General features: G+C 60.5%; 20 protein-coding genes, 1 tRNA gene and 1 pseudogene. 7 read left to right on the forward strand and 15 right to left on the reverse strand.

The window, feature by feature from the left end:
* Positions 1-158 precede the first annotated feature (158 nt).
* Positions 159-1,760: a right-handed parallel beta-helix repeat-containing protein gene (locus CYA_RS13980; protein WP_228375430.1), complete on the forward strand. Its 1,602-nt coding sequence runs from the start codon at positions 159-161 to the stop codon at positions 1,758-1,760.
* A 273-nt stretch (positions 1,761-2,033) separates the two neighbouring features.
* Here the strand turns inward: CYA_RS13980 and ndhI are convergent, their stop codons facing one another.
* The 4 genes from ndhI to CYA_RS03500 form a co-directional block, all read right to left on the reverse strand.
* Positions 2,034-2,666, reverse strand: coding sequence for an NAD(P)H-quinone oxidoreductase subunit I (ndhI, locus tag CYA_RS03485; protein WP_011429638.1), 633 nt, complete (start codon positions 2,664-2,666; stop codon positions 2,034-2,036).
* Positions 2,667-2,701: 35 nt separating this feature from the next.
* Complete coding sequence (nuoH, locus tag CYA_RS03490) at positions 2,702-3,823, reverse strand: NADH-quinone oxidoreductase subunit NuoH (RefSeq protein ID WP_011429639.1); 1,122 nt, start codon at positions 3,821-3,823, stop codon at positions 2,702-2,704.
* Between the two features lie 61 nt (positions 3,824-3,884).
* Positions 3,885-4,088, reverse strand: a complete 204-nt coding sequence (locus CYA_RS03495; RefSeq protein ID WP_011429640.1) for a hypothetical protein — start codon at positions 4,086-4,088, stop codon at positions 3,885-3,887.
* Positions 4,089-4,118: 30 nt separating this feature from the next.
* Entirely contained in the window at positions 4,119-5,303 is a 1,185-nt protein-coding gene (locus CYA_RS03500) for an NAD(P)H-quinone oxidoreductase subunit H (protein ID WP_011429641.1), read from the reverse strand.
* A gap of 167 nt (positions 5,304-5,470) precedes the next feature.
* Here CYA_RS03500 and CYA_RS03505 point away from each other — a divergent pair, with 167 nt between their 5' ends.
* Positions 5,471-5,788 (forward strand): DUF3288 family protein, encoded by a 318-nt coding sequence (locus CYA_RS03505; protein ID WP_011429642.1) that lies wholly within the window; start codon positions 5,471-5,473, stop codon positions 5,786-5,788.
* A 91-nt stretch (positions 5,789-5,879) separates the two neighbouring features.
* On the opposite strand, the gene CYA_RS03510 is transcribed toward CYA_RS03505, so the two are convergent.
* Together CYA_RS03510 and CYA_RS03515 are read right to left on the reverse strand one after the other, a co-directional pair.
* Complete coding sequence (locus CYA_RS03510) at positions 5,880-6,437, reverse strand: carboxymuconolactone decarboxylase family protein (protein WP_011429643.1); 558 nt, start codon at positions 6,435-6,437, stop codon at positions 5,880-5,882.
* A gap of 73 nt (positions 6,438-6,510) precedes the next feature.
* Complete coding sequence (locus CYA_RS03515; RefSeq protein WP_011429644.1) at positions 6,511-6,762, reverse strand: hypothetical protein; 252 nt, start codon at positions 6,760-6,762, stop codon at positions 6,511-6,513.
* 71 nt (positions 6,763-6,833) lie between these two features.
* Between CYA_RS03515 and ureG the strand changes: the two are divergent.
* From ureG to CYA_RS03535, 4 genes and pseudogenes are all read left to right on the forward strand, one after another.
* A pseudogene (gene ureG, locus CYA_RS03520) lies at positions 6,834-7,476 on the forward strand (urease accessory protein UreG).
* Positions 7,473-8,276 (forward strand): urease accessory protein UreD, encoded by an 804-nt coding sequence (locus CYA_RS03525; RefSeq protein WP_011429645.1) that lies wholly within the window; start codon positions 7,473-7,475, stop codon positions 8,274-8,276. Before ureG ends, CYA_RS03525 begins: the two are co-directional and overlap by 4 nt.
* Before the next feature lie 37 nt (positions 8,277-8,313).
* Positions 8,314-9,828 carry a hypothetical protein gene (locus CYA_RS03530; RefSeq protein ID WP_011429646.1) on the forward strand — a complete coding sequence of 505 codons (1,515 nt, stop codon included), beginning with the start codon at positions 8,314-8,316 and terminating at the stop codon, positions 9,826-9,828.
* 49 nt (positions 9,829-9,877) lie between these two features.
* A tRNA-Leu gene (locus CYA_RS03535) sits at positions 9,878-9,957 on the forward strand.
* Positions 9,958-10,014: 57 nt separating this feature from the next.
* Here the strand turns inward: CYA_RS03535 and CYA_RS03540 are convergent.
* The 6 genes from CYA_RS03540 to CYA_RS03565 all read right to left on the reverse strand — a co-directional run bounded on the left by CYA_RS03540 (position 10,015) and on the right by CYA_RS03565 (position 16,415).
* Positions 10,015-11,733 (reverse strand): ArnT family glycosyltransferase, encoded by a 1,719-nt coding sequence (locus CYA_RS03540; protein WP_071813502.1) that lies wholly within the window; start codon positions 11,731-11,733, stop codon positions 10,015-10,017.
* A 79-nt stretch (positions 11,734-11,812) separates the two neighbouring features.
* Positions 11,813-12,595 (reverse strand): hypothetical protein, encoded by a 783-nt coding sequence (locus tag CYA_RS03545; RefSeq protein ID WP_011429648.1) that lies wholly within the window; start codon positions 12,593-12,595, stop codon positions 11,813-11,815.
* Positions 12,589-13,236: a DUF2254 family protein gene (locus CYA_RS03550; protein WP_041438133.1), complete on the reverse strand. Its 648-nt coding sequence runs from the start codon at positions 13,234-13,236 to the stop codon at positions 12,589-12,591. The genes CYA_RS03545 and CYA_RS03550 overlap by 7 nt, the downstream gene beginning before the upstream one ends.
* Before the next feature lie 135 nt (positions 13,237-13,371).
* Positions 13,372-14,832, reverse strand: a complete 1,461-nt coding sequence (ftsY, locus tag CYA_RS03555) for a signal recognition particle-docking protein FtsY (RefSeq protein ID WP_011429650.1) — start codon at positions 14,830-14,832, stop codon at positions 13,372-13,374.
* 94 nt (positions 14,833-14,926) lie between these two features.
* The gene (gene purU, locus CYA_RS03560) at positions 14,927-15,775 is read right to left on the reverse strand and encodes a formyltetrahydrofolate deformylase (protein WP_011429651.1); all 849 of its coding nucleotides are present in this window, start codon (positions 15,773-15,775) and stop codon (positions 14,927-14,929) included.
* A 301-nt stretch (positions 15,776-16,076) separates the two neighbouring features.
* Positions 16,077-16,415: a TatA/E family twin arginine-targeting protein translocase gene (locus CYA_RS03565; RefSeq protein ID WP_011429652.1), complete on the reverse strand. Its 339-nt coding sequence runs from the start codon at positions 16,413-16,415 to the stop codon at positions 16,077-16,079.
* 208 nt (positions 16,416-16,623) lie between these two features.
* Between CYA_RS03565 and secA the strand changes: the two genes are divergently transcribed.
* Complete coding sequence (gene secA / locus CYA_RS03570; RefSeq protein ID WP_011429653.1) at positions 16,624-19,488, forward strand: preprotein translocase subunit SecA; 2,865 nt, start codon at positions 16,624-16,626, stop codon at positions 19,486-19,488.
* Positions 19,489-19,570: 82 nt separating this feature from the next.
* Here secA and CYA_RS03575 read toward each other — a convergent pair whose 3' ends face one another.
* The 3 genes from CYA_RS03575 to CYA_RS03585 are packed head-to-tail and all read right to left on the reverse strand — an operon-like array spanning position 19,571 to position 23,591.
* Positions 19,571-20,329, reverse strand: a complete 759-nt coding sequence (locus tag CYA_RS03575) for a PspA/IM30 family protein (protein WP_011429654.1) — start codon at positions 20,327-20,329, stop codon at positions 19,571-19,573.
* A 34-nt stretch (positions 20,330-20,363) separates the two neighbouring features.
* Positions 20,364-21,074, reverse strand: a complete 711-nt coding sequence (locus tag CYA_RS03580; protein ID WP_011429655.1) for a polysaccharide deacetylase family protein — start codon at positions 21,072-21,074, stop codon at positions 20,364-20,366.
* A gap of 9 nt (positions 21,075-21,083) precedes the next feature.
* Complete coding sequence (locus CYA_RS03585; protein WP_011429656.1) at positions 21,084-23,591, reverse strand: U32 family peptidase; 2,508 nt, start codon at positions 23,589-23,591, stop codon at positions 21,084-21,086.
* Between the last annotated feature and the right edge of the window lie 129 nt (positions 23,592-23,720).

Genomic DNA, 23,720 nt, shown 5'->3' on the forward strand with positions numbered 1-23,720 from the left:
CTTGAGAAGATTGATCCCAGGGGTCTATCGGGGCTCTGGGTGTCTTCAGTTCTGATAGGCTTGACTAATGGGAACTTGCCAAGGATCTTCCACCGATGGAAAGACTTCGTCCTACAAACGGCCCAGTATCCCAATCTATCTGGCCAGTTCGTTCCCTTTTGCTGACTCTGTTGGCAGGGATCGCTTTCGGCTGTGGAGGAGGCACAGGCAACTCTCCCCCTCTGCCGTCGCCAGGTAGTGGATCTGTCGTCCTGCAAGTGGATCCGGCCAGGGGCCCCTTTACCAAGGTGGCTGATGCCGTTGCAGAAGCGCAGCGGCTGCAAAATGCCACAGCAGGACTAGAGGTGCTGATCCAGATTTTGGGGGCAGGTAGAGAGAGGCTGCAGGGCAACCTGGCCCTAGATGGGGGCGACGGCACCAACGGCGGACGGATTCGCATCACCAGCTCCGCAGCCTACGAGATCCTGACCGGACCCTTCGACCTGATTGTAGCTAGCCAAACCAGCCTACAGGGGGTGGATGTGGTGCTAGAAGGTGGGCGCGTTCAGGTGAACAACGGCAACTTTCAGCCGAGCAAGGTAACTCTCAACGATCCCCGCTCCAACATCTTGGTCAATGGCAATGCTGCGGTTCTGGAGGGGGTTCTGGGCCAGCTGGCTCAGATCTTTTGCCGGCAATTTTCGGATCCTTGTGTGCAGATCTCTGGCAATGGCCGGGTCGCGAGCATCTCATCCACCGTCAGCAAAGCTGGTGGTGTGGGTATAGGCACTGTGCCAGGTAGTAACCCTACCATTGAAAACAGCACAATCCTCCTGCAGGCTGTGCGGGCTTTGGCTGTTCGCTATAGCGACAACTCTGGCGGGGTTTTCCGTAACAACCAGATTGAAGGGGATCCAGCCACTGCTGCAACTGCTGCGCCAGTGCAGGCTCGGCAAGCAGCTACCGACGGCACAACTGGGATCCAGCTGGATGGAGCGGGGTCGGCACCGGCCATCCAATTTAATAGGATCGGTGTTGGCAGAATAGCTGGCAGTGTTGGTATCCGCATTTTGCAAGGAAGCCAAGCTCGTACTATTTCCGACAATACGTTCATAACCCGCAGTGAAGGCATGGGGGTAGGGATTCAAGTGGTAGCTGGCACTCCGGAGACAGTAGTTGCTGCCTACTTGGCCAACAACCGCTTCCAGGGGAACTTTGCTGAAAGGATCAGCGTTGGCCCTGTGCCCACGCCCACTCCAGAACTGACACCCACACCTACCCCGGAACCGACACCTAGGCTGACTCCAACGCCCATCCCAGCGCCAACACCCAGGCCAACTCCAAGGCCCACCCCAACTCCGGCGCCCACGCCCACTCCAGAACTGACACCCACACCTACCCCGGAACCGACACCTAGGCTGACTCCAACGCCCATCCCAGAGCCAATACCCAGGCCAACGCCAACGCCCACGCCGACGCTAACGCCTACTCCTGCCGGTGTGACGATCACTATCCCAGGCCTGCCTGCTGGTGCTACAGTAAGGGTGACAGGAGCAGGAGGTTCCCCCGTTATTGCCACTTCCACCTCGGTGTCTGGAGATGTGGTTATCTTCCCAGGCCCATTCACCATCCCCTTTGGTGGCCAGGTTCGAGTGACTCCCGCCATTCCTTTGCCTGGGCCGATCAGGGTCGGCGGTACTACCCTTACAATCTTCGACAACACCACTAACCCTGGCAGCACCACCTACTTCAACCTCGGCCCTGCCATTTCGGTGAACTAGCTTGGGGTTGGCTCCAGAAGGGCACTCGATTTCCACTTAGAAGGCGCTAGGTGGCAGCCGGTCGCCTTTCTTACCGGCTTTTGCTGACGATTTCTGTCTCCTAGAGAGGGGGTGAAGACCTCGGTCGCCGTCAAGGATGAAGTGTTGCCGTTTGCAATCTGCGCCCGCAGCACAAACAAGAACGGCAACAAAGAGAGGGAATTAGCCTGGGCCCAAACCTCTTGGAGTGAAGAAGGCGTCTTGTCAACTACTCAAGAGAGCTGCCTATGCCTATTAGTTAGACTGCTCTGCAGCAGTTTTGTCCTCTTTTGCTTCTGCTGCTTTAGCCGCTCTCATCTCTGCCAAAATCTCTTCGGGTCGCTTCCCAGCTCGCTGGGATCCGGTAGGCAGGTCGTGGGGATCGATCACCCCCTTGGGCAGGTAGGCAAACTCCCGTAGAGGTGTCACCATTGGATCCTCTGTTACTTTGGAAGGCAGGCGACCTAGCGCCACCTGATGGTAGTTCAGCTCGTGGCGGTCGTAGGTGGCTAGCTCATAATCTTCGGTAACCGAGAGGCAATTGGTGGGGCAAAACTCTACGCAGTTGGCGCAGAAAATGCATACTCCAAAATCGATGCTGTAGCTGTAGAGCTCTTTTTTCTTCAGCTCGGTGTTGTAGACCCAGTCCACCACGGGCAGGTCGATGGGGCAAACCCGAACACAGATCTCGCAGGCAATGCACTTATCGAACTCAAAGTGAATGCGTCCCCGAAAGCGCTCGGAAGGGATCAGCTTCTCAAAGGGGTACTGAACAGTCACGGGCCGGCGGTTCATGTGGTCGAAGACGACCCCCATCCCCTGGCCAATGTACTTAGCAGCCTTGAAGGCATCGCTTACGTATTCGCCAACGCGCTTTAGAAAAGTCATGACCTATTTCCTCTCCCTTGCTGCTTCTACTTTCATTAACCCCCGAAAAAGGTTGGGAAGGCCAGCTTCAAAGCCGCCGTCAACAGCAAATTCACAAACGAGACGGGCAGCAGAAATTTCCACCCCAAATCCAACAGCTGGTCAATGCGCACCCGCGGCAGGGTCCAGCGCAAGAGGATGGCCAAAAACACAAAGATAAAAGCCTTGACCATCGTCATGAGAATGCCCAACACCGCCGCGCCGATCTGCAAAAAGGGGTTGTCCAACGGGATCCCGAGCCAGGCGGCAATTGTTTCCACCGGCACCACAAACGACCAGCCGCCCAAGTACAACACCGCCGCAATGAGAGAGGCCAGCAGCAAGTTGGCGTAGGATCCCAGGTAAAACAGGGCAAATTTCATGCCGGAGTACTCCGTCTGGTAGCCGGCCACCAGCTCCTCTTCGGCTTCCGGCAAATCAAAGGGGATCCGTTCGGTTTCCGCCAGCGCCGAGATCAGGAAAATGACAAAGCCAATCGGCTGCCGCCACACGTTCCAACTGAGGATCCCCAGCCCACTCTGCTGCTCCACGATCCCCACGGTGTCCAGGCCGTTGCTCATCAGCACCACCGCCAGCACCGACAAGGCCAAGGGCAGTTCGTAGCTAATTGACTGGGCCGCCGCCCGCAGCCCCCCCAGCAGAGAATACTTGTTGTTGGAGCCGTAGCCCGACATCAACAGGCCGATGGGCTGCACGCTGGAGGTGGCGATCAAGAAAAACACCCCGATGGCGATGTTGGAGATCAATAGGTTCTGGCCGAAGGGAACCACCAGATAACACAAAAAGACCGGCAGGAAAACCAGGATCGGCCCCAGCGTGAACAAAACTGGGTCGGCCAAGCTGGGCAGCACATCTTCCTTCGTCAAGAGCTTGATGCCATCGGCAATCGGGATCAGTACCCCCTGTGGCCCGGCCATGTTGGGGCCAATCCGCTGCTGGGCCGCCGCCGAGATCTTCCGCTCTAGCCAGGTCATGACCATCACTCCTAAGGTGGCGGCGATGACCATGAGCAACATGGGCAAAGGTACCCACAAAGCGTGGGCAGCGCCTGGGCTCAGGCCCAAGTTTTGCAGGGCTGTTTCAAAACCAAGCTGTAGGTCAATGCCGGCGGTTGTCATGGGGTTGAGTGGCTCCCTAGAGACGGTGAGTCAAAAAAGGCACTGGAGTCTGTGGATCTAACTAGGCTTTGCCGTTGGGATCCGACTGAGGGGGACGGTGGCGGCGGCGCAGCTCCTGCTGAATGATGGCCTGCAGGCGGGCGTCGGATAACTCTTCGGCGCGGCGGCGCCTTTCTTCTTGGTACTTGGCCCATTGCTTGGGACCGATAATCGCGGCAATAGTTACGACAATCAGGAGCGGCAGAAGCAAGATCGCCCAGGCCATCGCCCTTGTCCTCCCTTTCCTACGAGTATCTTAGCGATCCACCTCCCCCATAATGATGTCGATGCTGCCCAAGATGGCGATCATGTCGGCCACCTTCATGCCGCGAATGAGCTGAGGCAACACCTGCAGGTTGACAAAGCCGGGTGGACGGATCTTCCAGCGCCACGGACAGACGTTGTCGTCGCCAACAATGTAAATCCCCAGCTCCCCTTTGGCGCTCTCCACCCGTACGTAGGCCTCTCCTTTGGGGATCTTGAAGTTGGCCGAGGGCTTTTTGCTGATGAACTGGTAGTCGCCCTTGTTCCACTCCGACTTTGGCCCCTCCAGCATGCGCTTGGCTTCCAGATTTTCAAAGGGGCCACCGGGCAGGGCCTTCACCGCCTGCTGCACAATTTTGCAGGACTCGCGCATCTCCTTCATGCGCACTCGATAGCGGGCCAGGCAATCCCCCTCTGGGTAAACCGCCACCTCCCAGTCGAAGTCGTCGTAGCACTCGTAGTGATCCACCTTGCGCAGATCCCAGTTGACGCCGCAGGCCCGCAGCATGGGCCCAGACAGGCCCCAGTTGATGGCATCTTGCTTGGAGATGACCCCTATCCCTTCCAGCCGCCGGCGGAAGATGGGGTTGTCGGTAACCAGCCGCTCGTACTCATCTACCTTGGGCAGGAAGTACTCGCAAAAATCGAGGCATTTTTCCGTCCAGCCGTAGGGCAGATCCACCGCCACGCCCCCGACGCGGAAGTAGTTGTTGTTGATGAGGCGCATGCCGGTGACGGCTTCAAACAAATCCAAGATCCACTCCCGCTCCCGCATGGCGTAGAGGAAGGGGGTTTGGGCGCCCAGGTCGGCCAAGAAGGGGCCAAACCAGAGCAGGTGGTTGGTGATGCGGGTCAGCTCCAACATGATCACCCGCAGGTAGCTGGCCCGCCGGGGCACCGGGATCCCAGCCAGTTTCTCGACGGCGTTGACGGTGATGGCCTCGTTGAACATGCCGGCACCGTAGTCCCAGCGGGAGACGTAGGGCAGGTACTGCACCACGGTGCGGTTTTCGGCAATTTTTTCCATGCCGCGGTGCAGATAGCCAATCACCGGCTCGCAGTCGACGATGTTTTCGCCATCGAGGGTGACCAGCAGGCGCAAGACCCCGTGCATAGAAGGATGGTGCGGCCCAAAGTTGAGCAGCATCCGGTCAGTACGGGTCTCGATCATGGGCATGGGCATGGCCGCCGCCTCCGCAACTGAAGAATGTTTATGGTCTGCAACATTTGCAGTATAGCGGCTTTCCCGCGGTTCCTCGAGCTCTCGGGCCATCAGGGATCCCAATTCTTGCTATTGAGGAGCTCTTGATGACTCAGCTAACGTGAAAAAAAGGAGGGAGAGCAATGGCTGGTTCCCCTACAAACAGCTCCTCTCGACGGGAGCAGCAGCATCCGCAATACGACACCGATCGGGCTCTTCTCAACGAGCTGATGGCCCAAGTGCAGGAGAGCCCCCCCTCGGATTGGGTGCTGGCCGAAGTGGCCCGTCTGCGCATCCGCTACCACGGCTTTCCCGGCGCCTGGGATCTGCAGCGGGATTTGGATCAGATCTTGGAACAGTGGGGCCTGAGCGAAGAGGAGCTGTTTGCCCGCACCCGCCAGATCCACGCCCGCGGCCAGGTCTACGGCCGCAGCTTCAGTACACGGGATGACTGGGCCTAGGCAGCAGCCTTTATGGAAGGGTGTCTATCCTTCTGCCCCCTTTTTTGGCAAAAGAGGGGAGTTCCTCCATCCTTCATCAGCACCTGGGAAACTAGGAAGCCTGGAGCTGCTCGGCAAAGATGGGATCCAGAGGCACATCCAAAGCGGCGATGACCTTGGTCCAGAAGTTCATAAAGCCAATCCAGGCCGAGAGCTCCACCAGATCTTCGTCTGACCAAATGGTTTTGAGGCGGGCAAAGAAGCTGTCGGTCACCACCATGCTGGGCACGGTCATGCGCTCGGCGTACTCGATGGCCAGCTTCTCGGCTTCGGTGTAGAGGGCGCTGGTGCGGGCCTGGGCCACCGCGGCAATTTTGGCCGGGGAGGCGCCGTGTTTTTGCGCCTGCAGGGTGTGGTAGGGCAGGCAGTAGTGGCGGCAGCCGTTGATCTGGGCAATGCGGATGCTGACCAGCTCTTTTAGCTCCTCGGGCAGGTTGGGGTTGTCGGTGTGCAGCGCTCCGTACAGGTTCATCACCGCCCGCATCAGCTGCGGCTTGTGGGCCATTACCTGTAGCGGGTTGAGGGCGGTGCCATAGGTTTTTTCTAGGCTTTCGTAAACCTTCTGCAGTTGCTTGTCGGCTTTTTCCGGAGGAACAGGAGGGATCCGCATGGATGATCTATAAAAAATTGCAGCATTCTCGACTTTAGCGCGTTTGGGGGATATCTCCTCCTGCCCGCCACAACTAATTGCCCAAGGACTGCTCGAGGGCTTCTACCTGCTGTTGGGTAGCTGTAGCCCCTTGGTTGAGGGTTTGCTGGAGCTGTTCCCGCGATTGGTAGATCTGCAGCGGCCCTCCCTGGGGGATCCCTTGCTGGGCGGCTTCTGGGCTGGCCTGCTCTGGACTTGGCTCTGAACTGAGCGGGTTGCGGTAGAGCCGGTTCACCACCAGAAAGCCCACCAGCACTACGGCAGTTGCCACCAAAAGTCGAACCATACCCGGATCCCTTGCAAGCGTCTAGTTCTAGAATGCCCAAAAAGAGTATCAGGTATCAGAGGTCGGGCAAAATGGCGCAGACTGCTCAGCCGGTGCGGGTTGGCATTGGCGGCCCGATGGGATCCGGGAAGACCGCCCTGGTGGAAAAGCTCTGTCTGGCACTGCGGGATCCCTTGTCTTTGGCCGTGGAGACTAATATACCCGCGAAGATGCCGAGTTTTTGGTGCGGGCCAAGGCGCTGGCGGCGGAGCGGATCATCGGCGTGGAGACCGGCGGCTGTCCCCACACGGCCATTCGGGAAGACGCCTCCCTCAACCTCGATGCCATTCAGGAGCTGGAGCGCCGCTTCTGTCCCCTGAATCCCATCTTGGTGGAATCGGGAGGGGATAACTTGGCGGCCACCTTCAGCCCAGAGCTGGTGGATGCCTGCATCTATGTTATTGATGTGGCCGAAGGGGACAAGATCCCGCGCAAGGGGGGCCGGGGATCACCCGCTCCGACCTGCTGGTGATCAACAGGATCGACCTGGCGCCCTATGTGGGGGCGGACTTGGGGGTGATGGAACGGGATGCCCGCCGCATGCGGGGAGACAGGCCCTTTGTCTTTACCAACCTGCGCACGGGCGAGGGACTGGATCAGATCCTGAGCTGGCTGAAGCGGGAGGTGCTCTTTTGCCCCATCCAGGCTAACTCCCCCTCTGTAAGCCGCCTGTGACCTTCGGCAAGGCCCTCTTGAAGATCAGCCGCCAAGGCGAACATGCCCGCATTTGGGAGTATTCTCAGGCCCCCCTGCAATGGCTGGGATCCCCCGGTGAGCCGCCCCTCTATTACCTGCGCAACCCCAACGGCGGCCTGCTGGGCGGGGATCGCCACCACATCGCGATCGAGCTGGGGGCAGGCGCAGGGCTGGCAATTCGCACCCAGGGGGCAACCCGCCTCCACCCCGGCCTGATCCGGCAACAGGCCAAGGTCAAGCTGGCCCCCACCAGCCAACTGATCTGGATCCCTCACCCGACCATTCCCGGCGCAGGAGCAGACTTCCGCCAACAGGTGCAGATCGAGCTGGATCCCAGTGCCCGCCTGGCCTATGCCGAGATCTGGACGGCCGGGCGGCTGGCCATGGGGGAATGCTGGCAGTTTCGGCGCCTTTCCAGCAGCTTGCGGGTTTGGGTCGCTGCCGGGAGCCCATCTGCTAGCCGCCAGAAAAAGCTCTGGCTGCAAGAACACATCGATCTCCGCTTTCCCCACCAGCATGTCTCCACCGCGTCGGTGCTGGGATCCCATCTCTGCTGGGGATCCCTGTATTTGCTGGGGGACTGGCCGGAACCCACTTGGCCGACCGTTCACGTCAGCGGGACAGAATCCCCACACTGGCTGGTCAAGTCTCCGGATCCCGTCTGTCAGGGCTGGATCCTGCGCCAGGTGGGGCCACAGGCAGAGGCCATCTGGCAGCAGTTCGGCCAGGTTGTGCAACAGCTTGCCGCGGCCCAGAGAAGCTCAAGCCAGGGGTGGTAGGCTAGGGCTGGCTTCACCCGACCCGTTGCCCGAGATCATGAACGCGGCCCGACGCATTATCAAACGTTCTGTTCGCAAGGGACGAAGTCGCTGGCTGCTCCTCTACGAAAGAGGAATGGCTCTGCTGGCCCTGGGCAACCTGTGCTGGGTGCTCTTCGACCTCAGCTACGTGCCCTGGCGGGACTTTTGGCTCCAGGGGCGGGTGCAGATCTTCGGCGCCTTTGGCCCTCCCATTCCCCTGCCCATCCTCTCCCAACAGACCAGCCGCTCCCCGGTAACCGACCTGTATGACCCGGTGAAAGGCATTGAGCCCAACCCGGAAACCCAGCGCTACTTGGCCCTGGTGGATGAGCTGCGCCAGGTCACCCTGCGCTTTGGGGTGGAGTCGGAAGCGGCGGCGCCGCTCCTGGCCCGCTTGCGGCAACTGAGCGACGAGATGATCGAGACCAACCCCTTTCAGGCCGCCAACAAAACCGGCCAGTTTGTGCGCATCCTCAACTTGATGCGGGAGCACATCCCCGGAGCCGACTCGGCCAGGGCCGCCTTCGCCCGCTTCTGGACTGCCGAATACTTGGCCAGCGTCGATCCCAAAGACGGGATCGAATTTTTCCAGGCCCGGCTGCGCCCCCTCTTCGAGACCAACTACTCCCGCCCCATCGGCGAGAGCGGCAGCCCCGTGGACTTTTTTCCGCTGCTGGATTTTCCCTTTGTGTTGCTGTTTGGGCTGGAATTTGTCCTGCGCACGGTGGCCATCAGCCGCCGCTACACCGGCGTCAATTGGCTGGATGCCATGCTCTGGCGCTGGTACGATGTGCTGCTGCTGTTGCCCTTTTGGCGCTGGCTGCGGGTGATCCCCGTCACCATCCGGCTGGGACAGGCGCAGTTGCTGGATCTGGAGCGGGTCCGGGCCCAGGTAAGCCAGGGCTTTGTCACCAACTTCGCCGAAGACCTGACCGAGGTCATCGTCGTGCGGGTGATCAACCAAATCCAGGCATCCATCCAGCGGGGATCCCTGCCCCTGCTGCCGGCAGCCGATCCCTCCCGCAGCTACATCGACCTCAACGAGATCAACGAGCTGGAAGCCATTGCCAACCTGGTTTTTCGCACCGTCCTCTACCGCGTCTTGCCCCAGGTTCAGCCGGAGGTGGAGCAATGGCTCCGCTACAACCTGGATGGCCTGCTCAAACAACTCCCCGCCCTGCAAACCCTGGAACGGCTGCCCGGCCTCGGATCCCTGCTCAGCCAACTGACGGAGCGCCTGGCCGGCGAGCTGACCACCACCACCTACAAAGCCTTGACCAACAGCTTCGAGGATCCCGTCGGCTCCAAGCTGGTGGCCCAACTGTTGCGGCGATTTGGCGAAGTCTTGGCAGGTGAACTTACCCAGCAACATGCTCTGGATGAGATCCGCTCCCTGCTGCAAGACTTGCTGGAAGAGATCAAGATCAACTACGTAGAGCGCCTCTCCCAGGAAGATCTGGAGGAGGTGATGGAGCAAACCCGCAAGCTGCGGCAAAAAGCCCAGCAACTCGAGCAAGCCCGCGGCGCGTAGGGGTGGTTGACGAGGTTTCGCCGGTTCAGTAGGATAATGGTTCAAGCCTGGGCGAGTGGCGGAACTGGTAGACGCACCGCACTCAAAATGCGGCGGGAAACCGTGTCGGTTCGAATCCGACCTTGCCCATGGCAAAGTGACCTTCTCGCTGCCACGACCTGTAGCTAGCAGCAGAGTTCACCTCCACTACCCCGCTTTCAAGCGGCGCACCAGTTGCCAGCCATCCACCTCGGCCAAAGGCTGCAGCCCCAGATTCTGGATCGATATCTGCTGAGCTTGGACAGGAGAGACCCACAGGTAATCCCCATGTTTCCCTGCTTGCAGGGCCTGGTCATCCACCCACCGTCCTGGGTTGGGGGTGTAGAAGGCAAGGGCCTGGGCCTGACAGACGTCCGCTAGGCCGCTGCGGCCAATGTCCACCGTGGGAAAATCAGGGTCTGCAGAGCCCAGCATCTGTTTCCAGTCCATCTGGGCAAAGGCGGGATTGAAATTGCCGAAGTCAGGCCGCAGGACAATGCTGACCATGGTGAGGATGCTGGCAGCCAGGAGCGTGCCCACCCAGAGTTCGCCGGCATAATGCAGCACCCGCCGCCAGCTCCAGATTGCCGGCAAGAGCAGATACAGCAGGCCGATCGCCATCAATGGCCAAGCGTGGGGTTGGAGCAGACCCAGTCCCTCAACATCCCGCTTGAGGGCCAGCCCCAAACCCAAAAGCAGGGTTCCCACCGCCGCCAGCCCCCAAGAGAGCACCTGGGCCACATGGGGTCTGTCGCGGCGAGAGCCTCGTCCTGCTGTTGCCGGCAAGGCGGAGCGGAGCGGAAAGGGCAGAGCTTGATCCAGAACCACCCCCGCTAGGAGAGCTAGCCAGGGATAGAGCTGTACCGTGTAGTAGGGCGTTTTGGTGGGATAGAGCTGCAAGAGCAAAAACAACAGCAGGGGGAAAGACCAAACCAGCAGGGTGGATCCCGGCTTTTGCCGCAGCAGCAGCCAGCCTCCCACCAAGGCCAAAACCGTCCAGGGGAAGCCATGGATCGGGATGTGCCAAAAGTAATACCAGCCGGTGGCATCGGCATGGAAGGGTTCTTGCCCCAGATCCCACACCTTCCCTACTAAGGTGAGCAGGACCTTGGCGCCGTAGAGGCTTATGGCCAGGCCTAGCCAGAGGCCGAAAATTCCCAAGCCCAGCAAAAGCCCCAGCCAAAAGGGGACAGATCCCAGCCAGTGCCGCCGCTGCTGCCACAGGTAGGGGATCAAAGCCACCGCCGGCAGCAGGATCATGGCGCTCTTCATCAAAAGGCCCAGTCCAAAGGCCACTCCCGCCAACCAGAACCAGCGCCGGTGGCCGCGGATGCCGTTCACTAGGCCTAGGATCCCCAGGAGCTCCAGGCAGGTTAGAGGCACATCCTGACCCACCAGCCGCCCCTGCTGCACCCAGAGGTAGCACAGGGGCAAAACTGCCATTCCCAAGAGGGCCGCCCGGCTTGGCAAAAAGGCCCGCCCAATCCAGCCGATGAGGGGGATGGAAAGCAAAGCCGCCAGGATCCCGGGCAGCCGCGCCGCCCACTCGTTTACGCCATAAAGGGCAAAGCTGAGGGCCACGCTCCAGGTAAGTAGGGGAGGCTTCTCAAAAAAAGGCTCTCCCAGAAAAGTTGGCCCCAGCCAGTTGCCTCCCCGCAGCAGCTCGCGAGCCATCTGGGCGTAAAAGCTCTCGTCACAACCAGCCAAACTGGGATCCGCTCCCGAGAGCACAAACAGCGGCACTGCCAGGCCCACGATCAATAGGCTCAAAGCCCAAAAGGAAAACAGATGCGGGTCGCGGCGAAACTGGACAAAAGAGCTGGCTGGGGGCAGGGATCCCCGGCGAGGAGAACTGCCCAAGCGGTTGGGGTTGCCGAAGGGACGCATGAACAAGCCCTCTGGAACGGCACCAAGTGGCGGCTCTAACCAGACTAGACTCTGCAGAAGGAGATCTGGCCTTTTCTTTTTACGGAAGCTCCAGGGATCCAGGAACGCCCTCCAGGCTGGCTGGCAGAGAGGTTAGTCCCTGAAACCAGCTGAAAAACTGCTCGGCATAAGGTCGAAGGGCAGGCTCCAGGTAGTAGAAGTTCTCCGCCCGATCCGTAAACTCCCAAAACTCAGAAGCAGTGGAGTGAAGTTCCTGGCGGATGATCTGCAGTCGGGCCAAAGGCTCCTGTTGCATATCCTCATAGATCAGCCTGGCCAAATCCTCCCGCCCACGGCTAAGGAAATAGGCTGCTAGCCGCGCCTGGGTTTTCCGGATCCCGCGCAGGGTCATTTCCTGCTGCTCGCTTTCCGGGTCTTGGTCCAGGTGGAGCAGGACTTGTAGGATGGCCTCCGTTGTCTCTGACTGCAGCGCGCAGCTGAGTTGGGCCAGCACCCCTAGGTCAAAGCCAAAGGTTTCAGAAAGGAAAAGTAAGCCGGCCTTGTAGGCCACTAGGCTGTAGTAGCGAAAATGGCCGACCATCTCCAAGACCAACGCCGACTGCTGATGGCGCAAAGCGGCCTCGGCCAGCAAACGGTACTGCTTGAGCAGGTTGTAGCCGCTGCGGATATCCCGTGCGTTGATCACCGCCCGCAGGTAGGTGTTGAAGAACTTGATCACCCAGCCGACCAGCCGGAGCTCTCGGCTTTGCAGGGCGCGGATCCCCAGCTCCCGCGTGTGAATGGCCACCAGAGTCCTTGCTTGCCGCAGGCCATTGAGGCCCTCAGTAAACAGGGCCTGATACTGCCGCAGGATCTTCAGCACAGCGCTGGCGTCCAGAGAAACCAGGAGCGGGGTAGGTGCGCCTTGTGCTGGGCATAGAACATCCACAAGGCCTTTAGGCTATCCAAGGCTTCCAGGAGGATGACCTCCTCCCGTTGGCGCAGGGCGCTGATGGCAATACTTTTGATTTCATCCAAGGCCGAGAGGCAGCGCTGATGGGCGGCAGCGCAAGGTTGTAGGGCAGAGGGCTGTCGCTGTTCCCATCTGGAGGCCCCCAGAATCGCCTGCTGCACCTGCTGCTCAATGCGGCGAATAATCGAAGTCGGCTGTAGGAAGTGAAACACAAAGCTGAAGTAGGGGATGAGCACCAAAAACGAGGCCGTACCCAGCAGTAGGTTTAGCCCAATCAGGAGCTGGGGATCCTCGTAGAAACCCAGGGCCACCGAGCTCCACAAGCTGACTACATTGGCCAAAATCAAAAACGAGAAGAGGTAGAAATTGGTCTTCTCCCGCAGAAACAACTCGGTAACTTTGGGGGTGAAGCGATCAGCACTCAACTGCACCACAATGGCCACCACCGAGAGGGTAAAGCCCAGCATCCCCGACAGCACCTCGGCCAAGGTGACCACAAACTCCTGCAGCGCTCCTGGCTGCCGAACGGGTTGGGCAAGAGCCAACGCCAAGCCGGCTTGGATCCAGCGGTGCGCCCCCCTGCCCAGGCCAGACCTACCACCCCCCCACCGCCCTCCAAAGCCAAACTCGAGAGCCAGGCTTTGCAGCGCTTTCGGCCAAGCCCATCTTCTTTCCCCCCAGCACCTTCAATATTCGCTAAGAAGAGCCTCCACAAACTCGTAGCTGGAAAAAGGCCTTAGATCCTCCAACCCCTCGCCAGCTCCAATAAAGCGGATAGGCAGGTTCATCTGCTGGGTAATAGCTAGGGCGATCCCTCCTTTGGCGGTGCTGTCCAGCTTGGTGAGGATGACGCCGGTTAGCTTGGCCACTTCGGCAAACACCTGGGCCTGGCGCAGGCCGTTTTGCCCTTGGGTAGCATCCAAAACCAAGAGGCTTTCCACCTTGGCTTCGGGGGCTTTCTTGTCGATGATGCGGCGGATCTTGGCCAGCTCCTCCATCAGGTTCTTCTTGTTCTGCAGGCGGCCTGCTGTATCTACCAAGAGCAACTCGGTGCCTCTGGCCTTGGCGGCGGTGATGGCATCAAACACCACGGCGGCCGGGTCAGCGTTAGGGGAAGGGTTGGCGATGACCTCCACCCCCGCCCGCTCTGCCCAGATCTTGAGCTGCTCTATGGCGGCAGCGCGGAAGGTGTCGGCAGCAGCAATTAGACACTGGTAGCCGGACTGGCGGGCCACATGGGCAATTTTGCCGATGGTGGTGGTCTTGCCCACTCCATTCACGCCCACGATCAGCCAGATGTTGAGCGTGCCCCGCTGGGGCGCAAAGGTGGGATCCCCTACCGTCAGCATCTGCCGCATCTGCTGCTTGAGGTACTTCACCGCCTCCTCTGGAGGCACCACCTCCTCCCGCATGCGTTTTTGCAGGGCCTGGAGGATCTGCTCAGTGGCCTCAACGCCCACATCCGCCTGCAGCAGCATCGTCTCAATGGTTTCGACCGCCTCCCGATCAAGAGGCCCCCGGCCCATTAGAGCCTTTAACTGGTTGATCAGGTTGAGGCGGGTTTTGCCCAGACTCCGCCGCAGCTTTTGCAGCCAGGAGATCTCTTCTACGGAGATCTCTTCGGGCTTGCGTCCTTGGGCCGCCAGGATCTCGGCTGACCAGCGGAAGCCCTCGTCGAAAACCAGCTCTTCCGCCGCCGACTCTGCCGACTCTGGAGGTGGGGCAGCAGGAGCAACAACGCTGGCAGGGATCGGCTCCGGTTCCTCCACGGCGCTTGCCTTTAGGGCCTGCAGGCGCTCGGCAGCGCGAGGAGCCAGATCAAAAAAGGAGGGGACAGCAGCCGGCTGCTCAGGAGACGATGAGGGAGAGGCGGCTTCAGGTGCTGTAGCTGCTGGAGCAGAGGGCTGGGATCCCTCGCTTGCAGGGGGTTCTGGGGCGGCTGGGGAGACAACCTCTGCTTGAGTAGCTTTGGCGGCAGCCCGCGCTTTTAGGTTGGCATAGGCGGCTTTAGCAAAGGCCAAATAGTCTTCCGGCGACATGGCAGCCGGCTCTGCCGCTGGGGGAGTTGCCGACTCGGCCTTTTGGGGAGAGGACTCTGCTTCACCCTTGGAGTCGGTGTAGCGACGGCGAAACCAATCAAAGGCCATAATCCCACCTCTAGCCTGACTTTTTTCCAGTTTGGCAAAGCAGCTTCTTTTCCAGAGCTCGGCCTTTGCACCCAAAAGGGAAGGGACAGTTTCCCTAGGCAAACACCACCGTTTTGTTGCAGTACACCAGGACGCGATTTTCTAGGTGATAGCGCACGGCCCGGGCCAAGACTAGGCGCTCCACGTCGCGGCCCTTGCGGATGAGGTCAGCTACCGTGTCGCGGTGACTCACCCGCACTACGTCCTGCTCGATGATTGGCCCTTCATCCAGCTCCTCGGTGGCGTAGTGGGCGGTGGCGCCGATGATCTTGACGCCCCGCTGGTGGGCACGCTGGTAGGGGTTAGCACCGGCAAAAGCAGGCAGCGTAGAGTGGTGAATGTTGATCACCGGGGGCGCCTGGCGGAGCAGCCACCCACTCAAGACCTGCATGTATTTGGCCAGCACCACTAAGTCAATCCGATATTCCTGCAGCAAGGCAAGTTGTCGGGCCTCTGCCTCGGCTCTGTTTTCTGGAGAAACGGGGATGTGGTAGTAGTCGATGCCAAAAGAGCGGGCCAGCGGCTCCAAGTCGGGGTGGTTGCTGATGATCAGAGGGATCTCCGCCGGCAGCTCCCCAGCCCTCTGCCGCCAGATGAGATCCAACAGACAGTGGGGTTGCTTGCTAACCCACACCGCAATGCGCCGGCGCGTATCGGAAAAATGCAGCTCCCAGTTGGCCTGGATCCCGCGGGCAATGCCGGAGAAGGCAGGAACAATCTCCGACCGTTCTAGCCGAAAGCCTTCTAAATCCCACTCGATGCGGCTTAGGAACAACCCTGCCTCGAGATCCGTGTGGTGGTCAGCGTGAAGAATGTTGCCGTCGTAGCTGTAGATGAAGTTGGAGAGCTTGGCTACCAGGCCTTTTTGATCGGGACAGGACACCAGTAGGGTGGCCGTGGGCATAGAAGTGCAAAGAGCTCGCCCCTTTACCCTAGGACTTGGATTGGTCTGAGGGCAAGCGCCCCTGGCCAGGGGGTTTCAGTCTTGAGCTCTTGCAACAACCCAGAACCCCCCGGCTGGCTGTCCCAACGCCTGAAGTTGATGGGAATTACATCACCGCTGAGGAGTCGGTGAGGGACAGCTCCTGAGAATAACTCGAGGGGTTTTGGCCGTGCTGCTGCAGCCAGGCTTTTGCATTCGCCAGGGCATAGTTAGGTAGGATTGTCCTTATGCCGAGACAGAGCGGGTCGAAGCGGGGCATTGGCTAGGCAGCATCCACGCTTGAAGATCCCTCGGAGAGGGATGCGGCGGCCCTGGGCTCTGCCTCCACAACCGGCTTTGTGGGCATATCGGCTGTGGCAACTGGGTCGGTTTTGAGCGGAGCTGCAGGGGCTGTCTGGGGACTAGAGGCGCGGGCGGCTCTTTCTAGCTCCTGGGCTTCCTGGTTTAACTGAGCCTCAAACTCTCTGGCAGCATCCTGTAAGCTGCGCAAGGTTTTGGCTAGGGCACGACCAATCTCTGGCAGCTTGCGTGGCCCAAACACTAGGAGAGCCACTGCAAAGATAACCAGCATTTCCGGCAGTCCGACGCCCAAGAAATTCATAAGCCCGGGGAGTGCTTTGTTTCCCTAGCCTGACATCTTCTTGCCCTTGTCCGCAAGCGCTTTTCTCCCTCCAAGGCTTGCCTCTGCTGCAGCAAACTGCCGCTGCCGTCTTGGCTGGGCTACCAGGTCAGCCCCTTTCCGGCCGCCCAAGCCCAGGGGAGGGGAATGATAAAATTGGGTATACCCGTTCTATTGGCCTAGGCTTCCCATGCTCCAAGCCCTACAGAAGCTTCTCGGGGATCCCAACGAGCGCAAGATCCGCAAGTACCTGCCTGTTGTCAAGCTGATCAACTCGCTGGAGATTGAGATCGCCTCCCTTTCGGATGCGGAGCTCAGGGCCAAGACCACCGAGTTTCGCCAGCGCTTGGATAGAGGGGAGTCCCTCGACGATCTCCTGCCCGAGGCTTTTGCAGTGGTGCGGGAAGCGGCCAAGCGGGTTCTCAACTTGCGCCACTACGATGTGCAGCTCATTGGCGGCATGGTGCTGCACGAGGGCCAGATTGCCGAGATGAAAACTGGCGAAGGGAAAACCCTGGTCGCCACCTTGCCTGCCTATCTCAACGGCCTGACCGGGAAAGGGGTTCACATCGTTACTGTCAACGGCTACTTGGCCCGGCGGGACTCGGAGTGGATGGGGCAGGTGCACCGCTTCCTGGGCCTGACCGTCGGCCTGGTGCAAGAGGGCATGTCCACCGACGAGAAGCGGCGCAGCTACCACTGCGACATCACCTACTGCACCAACAGCGAGCTGGGCTTCGACTACCTGCGGGACAACATGGCCACCGACATCAAAGAGGTGATGCAGCGGCCCTTTAACTACTGCATCATCGACGAGGTGGACTCCATCCTCATCGACGAGGCCCGCACTCCCCTGATCATCTCCGGCCAGATGGCCCGCCCCTCCGAAAAATACCTCAAGGCGGCTCAGGTGGCGCGGGAGCTGATCCGGGACGAGCACTACGAGGTGGACGAAAAAGCCCGCAACGTCATCCTCACCGACGAAGGGTTTGAGGCGGCGGAGCGGCTGCTGGGGGTCTCCGACCTGTTCGATCCCAAGGATCCCTGGGCGCACTTTGTCTTTAATGCAGTGAAGGCCAAGGAGCTCTTCATCCGGGATGTCCACTACATCGTCCGCAACCAAGAGGTGGTGATCGTGGACGAGTTCACCGGGCGGGTGCTCCCCGGTCGCCGCTGGTCGGACGGGCTGCACCAGGCGGTGGAGGCCAAGGAGGGGGTGCCGATTCAAAACGAGAGCCAAACCCTGGCCACCATCACCTACCAAAACCTCTTCCTGCTCTACCCCAAGCTCTCCGGCATGACAGGCACTGCCCGCACCGAGGAAGCCGAGTTCAGCAAAACCTACAACCTAGAAGTCACGGTGATCCCCACCAACCGGCCCATTCGCCGCAAAGATGCCCCCGATTTGGTGTACAAGACCGAAAACGCCAAGTGGAAAGCGGTCGCCGAGGAGATTGCCCACATGCACGCCCAGGGGCGCCCTGTTTTGGTGGGAACCACCAGCGTGGAGAAATCCGAACGCCTCTCGGCCATGCTCAAGGAAATGGGGATCCCCCACAACCTCCTCAACGCCAAGCCGGAGAACGTGGAGCGGGAGGCGGAAATCATTGCTCAGGCGGGTCGCAAAGGTGCCGTAACCATTGCTACCAACATGGCTGGGCGGGGCACGGACATCATCTTGGGTGGCAACGCGGAATACATGGCCCGCCTCAAGCTGCGGGAACGGCTGATGCCCAAGCTGGTGCAGCTGGATCCCGACAACCCCCTGGGATCGGCCTCCACGACAAGCCGCGGCGGCGGTCAAGGGTTTGGCCCAGCCTCGCCCAAGCCGAAAAAGTCCTGGACGGTGGTCTCTCCCAACTTTTACCCCTGTGAGCTGTCTGCCCGCACCAGCCAGGCTTTGGACGAGGTGGTGGCAGCCGCAGTGGCCAAGTACGGGTTGAACCGTCTGCCGGAGCTGGTGGTGGAAGATCTCATCGCGGTGGCCTCGGAGAAGGCGCCGGTGCAGGATCCTCTGATCTTGCAACTGCGGGAGGTCTACAACAGCATCAAGGCCGAGTACGAAAAGGTCACAGAGGCCGAACACGAGGAGGTGGTGCGGCTGGGGGGCTTGCATGTCATCGGCACGGAGCGCCACGAGTCCCGCCGCATCGACAACCAGTTGCGGGGCCGCGCCGGACGGCAAGGAGACCCTGGCTCCTCGCGCTTTTTCCTCAGCCTAGAAGACAACCTGCTCAAGATCTTCGGTGGCGAGCGGGTGGCCAAGCTGATGGACATGTTCCGGGTAGACGAGGACATGCCCATCGAGCACCCGCTGCTTTCCAGCAGCCTGGAGAACGCGCAGCGCAAGGTGGAAGTGTATTACTTTGACCTGCGCAAACAGGTGTTCGAGTACGACGAGGTAATGAACAACCAGCGGCGGGCCATCTACTCGGAGCGGCGGCGCATCCTGGAAGGGGAGAACCTCAAACCCAAGATCCTCGACTACATGCGCAAGACCGTTGAAGAGATCGTGCGGGCCCACGTCAACCCGGAGCTGCCGCCGGAAGAGTGGGAAATCGACAAGCTGACCGCCAAGATGCAGGAGTTTGTGCCCCTGCTCAAAGAGAACCTCAAGGCCGACGACTTGCGGGATCTCTCCTATCAGGAAATCCTAGACCACCTGATCAAGCAGGCGGAGCTGGCCTACGAGGCCAAAGAGGCTTTCTTGGATACGTTCGAGCCCGGCTTGATGCGGAAGGCGGAGCGCTTTTTCCTGTTGCAGCAGGTGGACACCCTCTGGCGGGAGCACCTGCAGCAGATGGAGGCCTTGCGGGAAGCGGTGGGCCTACGGGGTTATGGGCAACGGGATCCCCTCATCGAATACAAGAACGAGGGCTACGAGCTGTTCCTGGAGATGATGGACAACATCCGCCGCAACACGGTCTACAACCTGTTCGTTTTCACGCCCCAGCTCGTGCAAGTGCCACAGGTGGCACAAGCCGTCCCGGCGCAGGCAGTGGCTGCCAGCCCCGAGACCGGTGGGGTGGTGGAGGCCGATTTCGCCGAGGACTAGGTTTACCCTATCTCCTGGGAACGACACCTCAGCGTAAGGAAAAGCCCCGACAAGGCGGAGCAATAGCCAGAAGGGATCCCCACTATTGGGGAAGCCGCTTCTCGAAATCCAGATCCGGCAAGGGCAGATTGGCCGAGCCGCCTCCTTGGCCGGTGAGCATGGCCAGGCGGCGGGAGACCTCGTCGTCGAGGGCCATTTCGTCCAGTTGGGCGGCAAGTTGCTCGCTGCGATCCTCGGAGAGCTCGCTCAGGGCGCGCGCCTTGAGCTGGCGAGCTTGGATGGCGTTCTTGGCCGCCTCGAATTGGGACTTGGCCGAGTCAATGCTATAGGCGTTGTTAACGCGGGTCATCTGTTCAAGAGCTTTGTTCACCTCGTAGATGTCTTTGAGGTTGCTCAGCTCGCGCTTGTAGAGGGCCAGACGCTCTTTTTCGCGGGCCAGCTTTTGCTTGGCAGCGGTGACGTAGCGCTCTGCTGTTTCCACATTCTCCTTAAGCGGGCCGAGAATCGCTTCAATGCGCAGCGCTTCTGCCATGGCCAGGCGGGCAGCTTCTTGATCCCCCCGTTGGGCGGCCAGGCGGGCTTTGTTCTCCAGGGCCTGGTACTCGCGCACCTTTTGCATGTATTTCTGTTCGGCGCGCTGGTAGGCGGCCACCTGGGTGGCGACGGCTTCGGTGAGGCGTTGCACCGTTTCTTGCATGGCCCGCAGCGATTCTTCTGCCACCATCACCGCCCCTGTGCCGCCCTTGTCCACTGGGATCCCCCACAGCCAGTTCCAAGTGCCGACAATAACGCTGCCGGCCCGCTGCCCGAAAATGCCGTAGATGATCTTGCGCACGCCCATGGCTTGCCCTCCCTATTGCTGCCTTTCACTGTATTCAATTTCCTCTGCAACTGGGAAGCTTGCCAGAAAGGGGCAGGCGGACAAAGTCAAACCCTTGCTCCCCCAAGGCCGGGATCAAACGGCGGACTACCTCGGCTACCTGAGATCCCCCCTGGACGCCGTCGTGGAGCACGATCAGGGAGCCGGGCCGCACTTGGTTGAGCACCCGCTCCACCACCACGGCCACCGGCGGGCAGAGCCAATCCTCCGGCACCACACTCCACATCACCGGTAGATACCCCCAGGAGCGCAAGTCGGTTAGCGTCCGGGGCCAGAAGAGACCGTTGGGGGGGCGCACAGCCCGATACTCTTCTGGGGTGCCGCCACAGGCAGCCACGAGGGTATCCTGGCTGCGTCGCAAGCTCTGTAGCAGTTCACCGCGGCTAAGCTGGGTAAACGAGCGGTGCTGCCAGCCGTGCAGGCCAATGCCGTGGCTCTGTTGGCGGATTTTCCGGGCCAGGTGGGGCCAGCGCTGCACCCGTTCCCCCAACACAAAGAAGGTGGCTGGTACCTGAAACTCCTGTAAAACTTGCAACAGGGTCGGCGTGTATTCAGGGTGAGGGCCATCGTCAAAGGTAAGGGCCACCTGTCGCTTCTGAGGATCTGGCGGTAAGTCCCAGAGAGCCTCAGGAAAAAGGGTCTTGAGGCCCTGCTGCAGAAGGGGGTAGAGGGCAGAGGGGAGGATCTGCGGCGGCCAAAAGGGCATAGATCGACCTCAACTTTCCAGAGAGCCCCTTGTTACCCCCAACTGGCTGTACAGCTTTAGCTCCCGCCACAGTTGAGAGCCACTCATCTGGCCCTGGAGGAGCTGTTGATAGCAGCGTAGGGTTTGCTGAACCTGCTCGGCAGACTCCTGCAAGAACTCAATGCGCAGATATCGCAACCCCAGCGCCAGGAGCTGCGACACATATTCTGCCCCAGTTTGGGCTTTGCCATTGTAGAGGGTGTTGCGGCAGCCGGCATCGGCTTTCAAAATGTGCTCCACATTGGCCCTGTCCCTCAGCCTCACCTCGTGCTTTTCGCAGGGGCGGCCACAGTTGGTGTAATCCGTGCCACTGGACAAAAAGGCGCAGAAGACGCAGTGCTCCATGTGGAACATGGGCATGTGCTGGTGGATGGTAACCTCGTACCAGTGGGCGGGGCCGGCCTGCAGCAGGGATCCCAGTTGCTCGTGGTTGAGGTCATAGGAGGCGGTCAGGCGCTCCAGGCGGTAGCGGGTTTTCAAGTAATGGGCGGCGAGGGGATTGGCCACGTTCAAGGAAAAATCGCCGATGCAGCGCTGGTTGGCGAAAAAGCGTAGGTGGTCGTAGTTTCGCACCAGATAGCCATCGGCTCCTGCCGCCAGCACCTGTTTTAGAATCCAAGTTTCCCCCGGCTTAGTGATGCGGGGCGGGGCCGCCCACAGCTCCACCTCGGGGTGAGAAGCTTTGGTAGCGCGGATAACTTCCCGGTAGCGGCGGGGATCCTCAAACTCCAGGTAGATCTGCCGGATGCCACAGGCAATTGCCGCCGACAACTGGGCTGGCTCCCGCACCAACACCACCAGCTGGGGCAATCCCGGCTCGGCTGGCTCCAGGGGAGGCAGCAGGTCTTGCCAGTGGGCGTCAGGATTGAGCTGCCAGCGGCGGGGCCGGGCTCGCAGCGCTTGCAACTGCTCCACTGCCTGGCGCCGCATCTGGTTGAGGACGCTGACCGGCAGCATCACCTCCCCCTCCAGGGCGTTGTGCAGGGATCCCAGCCGGAAGGGCGTGCCCCCTAGGCGGCCCAGTTGCTGCCGCAGCTTCTCGTCGGTGAGGGGCTGCTGGCGAGCGGGTTGCAAAGGCAGTGGGGAATCCACCTGCACCACGTGGCCCTCTTCGTCCCGTAGGATCAGGGTCAGGGGCAGTCCGGCCTGGCCATGGACTTCCAGGTGGACGGGGCGTTGAAAGCGAGGCTGATCCCCGGCATAGCTCTGGCGCAGGCGCTTTTCCAGCTCTGGGTCGCTGGTTTTCCAGAGGCGATCCCCTACCCGCAGGCGTTTGAGGTCAATTGCCCCCTGGGCAAAGCTCAGCCAGGCCAACCCCTGCTTCTGGTGCACGCGGTAAACTCGTCCCCCCTGCTCCGGCAGCTCTGGCTCCCCCTGGTCAAACACCACGCCATCCCCCGCCTTGAGGGGAGCTTCCAGGCGCACTCCCACCTGATCCCCCTCGATCCTCACCACCTGCCCTAGGTAAACGCCGCGCTTTTTGCCAAAACGGGCATGCACCAGCTTTTGGTTGTTGATGCCTCGCAGCCAGCCGGTGTACAGGCCGCGGGAAAAGCTCATCTCCAGCTCATACCATTCCTGGGCTGAGGGCTGCCACGCCTGCCCTGCCCCCAGAGCGTCCAAGGCCCGCCGATAGATGCGCGTTACATTAGCTACATATTCCGGCGATTTCAGGCGGCCTTCAATTTTCAAACAGTGGATCCCCAGCTTGACCAGCTCCGGCAGCACCTCCAGCCCGGCCAGATCCTGGGGGCTGAGCAAATACCGCTTCTCGCCCAAGTCGCGCCGGATCCCGTCCACCACCAGCTCATAGGGCAGGCGACAGGCCTGGGCGCATTCTCCACGGTTGGCCGAGCGTCCTCCCAGGGCTTCGCTGGTCAGACATTGCCCGGAGTAGGCCACGCAGAGGGCCCCATGGACAAACACCTCCAGAGCAATTGGGGATCCCCTCTCTTCCAGATGGGCGCGGATCTTGGCTATTTCCTTGAGGGAACACTCCCGCGCCAGCACCACCACCTCGCAGCCCAGCTCGGCGGCAAACTCAGCTCCCACGCCGCTGGTGACAGTCATCTGCGTCGAGGCGTGGATGGGGAAATCGGGAGAAAGATGCCGAACCAGGCGGGCAATGCCGACATCCTGCACAATGACCGCGTCTACTCCCGCTGCTGTCATCGCGCGGATGTACCGTTCCGCCTCCTCCAGCTCCTCGGGAAAGACCAAGGTATTTAAAGTTACGTAGCCCCGCACCCCGCGCCGGTGCAGCCAGGCCATCAGCTCCGGCAAATCCGCTTCGGTGAAGTTGCGGGCGCGCAGGCGAGCGTTGAACCGTTCCAGCCCGAAATAGATGGCATCGGCTCCGTTTTCCACCGCCGCCTTTGCACACTCCCAATCCCCCGCTGGCGCAAGCAGCAGCGGCAGCTCGGCGGGCAAGGCCGCCGCCAGACGTTCGGTTTTGAGGGAACTTATCGAAGCGCTCATGAGAAGAACCCTGAGAAAAAACAAGGGATCCTCTCCCATTCAAAAGCAAAAAACCTGAGAGCAGGATCCCCCTTGCCTCAGGCCAAGCCCTACTGCCGGCGGGCCCTTGACAACGCAAAAGACCGAGGT

Origin of the sequence: Synechococcus sp. JA-3-3Ab (assembly GCF_000013205.1) — a bacterium.
GTDB lineage: Bacteria > Cyanobacteriota > Cyanobacteriia > Thermostichales > Thermostichaceae > Thermostichus.

Coding starts and splice junctions, on each gene's coding strand:
- ndhI (WP_011429638.1), bottom strand. CDS start 2,666: ATGACTTTTCTAAAGCGCGTTGGCGAATACGTAAGCGATGCCTTCAAG.
- nuoH (WP_011429639.1), bottom strand. CDS start 3,823: ATGACAACCGCCGGCATTGACCTACAGCTTGGTTTTGAAACAGCCCTG.
- CYA_RS03495 (WP_011429640.1), bottom strand. CDS start 4,088: ATGGCCTGGGCGATCTTGCTTCTGCCGCTCCTGATTGTCGTAACTATT.
- CYA_RS03500 (WP_011429641.1), bottom strand. CDS start 5,303: ATGCCCATGATCGAGACCCGTACTGACCGGATGCTGCTCAACTTTGGG.
- CYA_RS03505 (WP_011429642.1), top strand. CDS start 5,471: ATGGCTGGTTCCCCTACAAACAGCTCCTCTCGACGGGAGCAGCAGCAT.
- CYA_RS03510 (WP_011429643.1), bottom strand. CDS start 6,437: ATGCGGATCCCTCCTGTTCCTCCGGAAAAAGCCGACAAGCAACTGCAG.
- CYA_RS03515 (WP_011429644.1), bottom strand. CDS start 6,762: ATGGTTCGACTTTTGGTGGCAACTGCCGTAGTGCTGGTGGGCTTTCTG.
- CYA_RS03530 (WP_011429646.1), top strand. CDS start 8,314: ATGAACGCGGCCCGACGCATTATCAAACGTTCTGTTCGCAAGGGACGA.
- CYA_RS03540 (WP_071813502.1), bottom strand. CDS start 11,733: ATGCGTCCCTTCGGCAACCCCAACCGCTTGGGCAGTTCTCCTCGCCGG.
- ftsY (WP_011429650.1), bottom strand. CDS start 14,832: ATGGCCTTTGATTGGTTTCGCCGTCGCTACACCGACTCCAAGGGTGAA.
- purU (WP_011429651.1), bottom strand. CDS start 15,775: ATGCCCACGGCCACCCTACTGGTGTCCTGTCCCGATCAAAAAGGCCTG.
- CYA_RS03565 (WP_011429652.1), bottom strand. CDS start 16,415: ATGAATTTCTTGGGCGTCGGACTGCCGGAAATGCTGGTTATCTTTGCA.
- secA (WP_011429653.1), top strand. CDS start 16,624: ATGCTCCAAGCCCTACAGAAGCTTCTCGGGGATCCCAACGAGCGCAAG.
- CYA_RS03575 (WP_011429654.1), bottom strand. CDS start 20,329: ATGGGCGTGCGCAAGATCATCTACGGCATTTTCGGGCAGCGGGCCGGC.
- CYA_RS03580 (WP_011429655.1), bottom strand. CDS start 21,074: ATGCCCTTTTGGCCGCCGCAGATCCTCCCCTCTGCCCTCTACCCCCTT.
- CYA_RS03585 (WP_011429656.1), bottom strand. CDS start 23,591: ATGAGCGCTTCGATAAGTTCCCTCAAAACCGAACGTCTGGCGGCGGCC.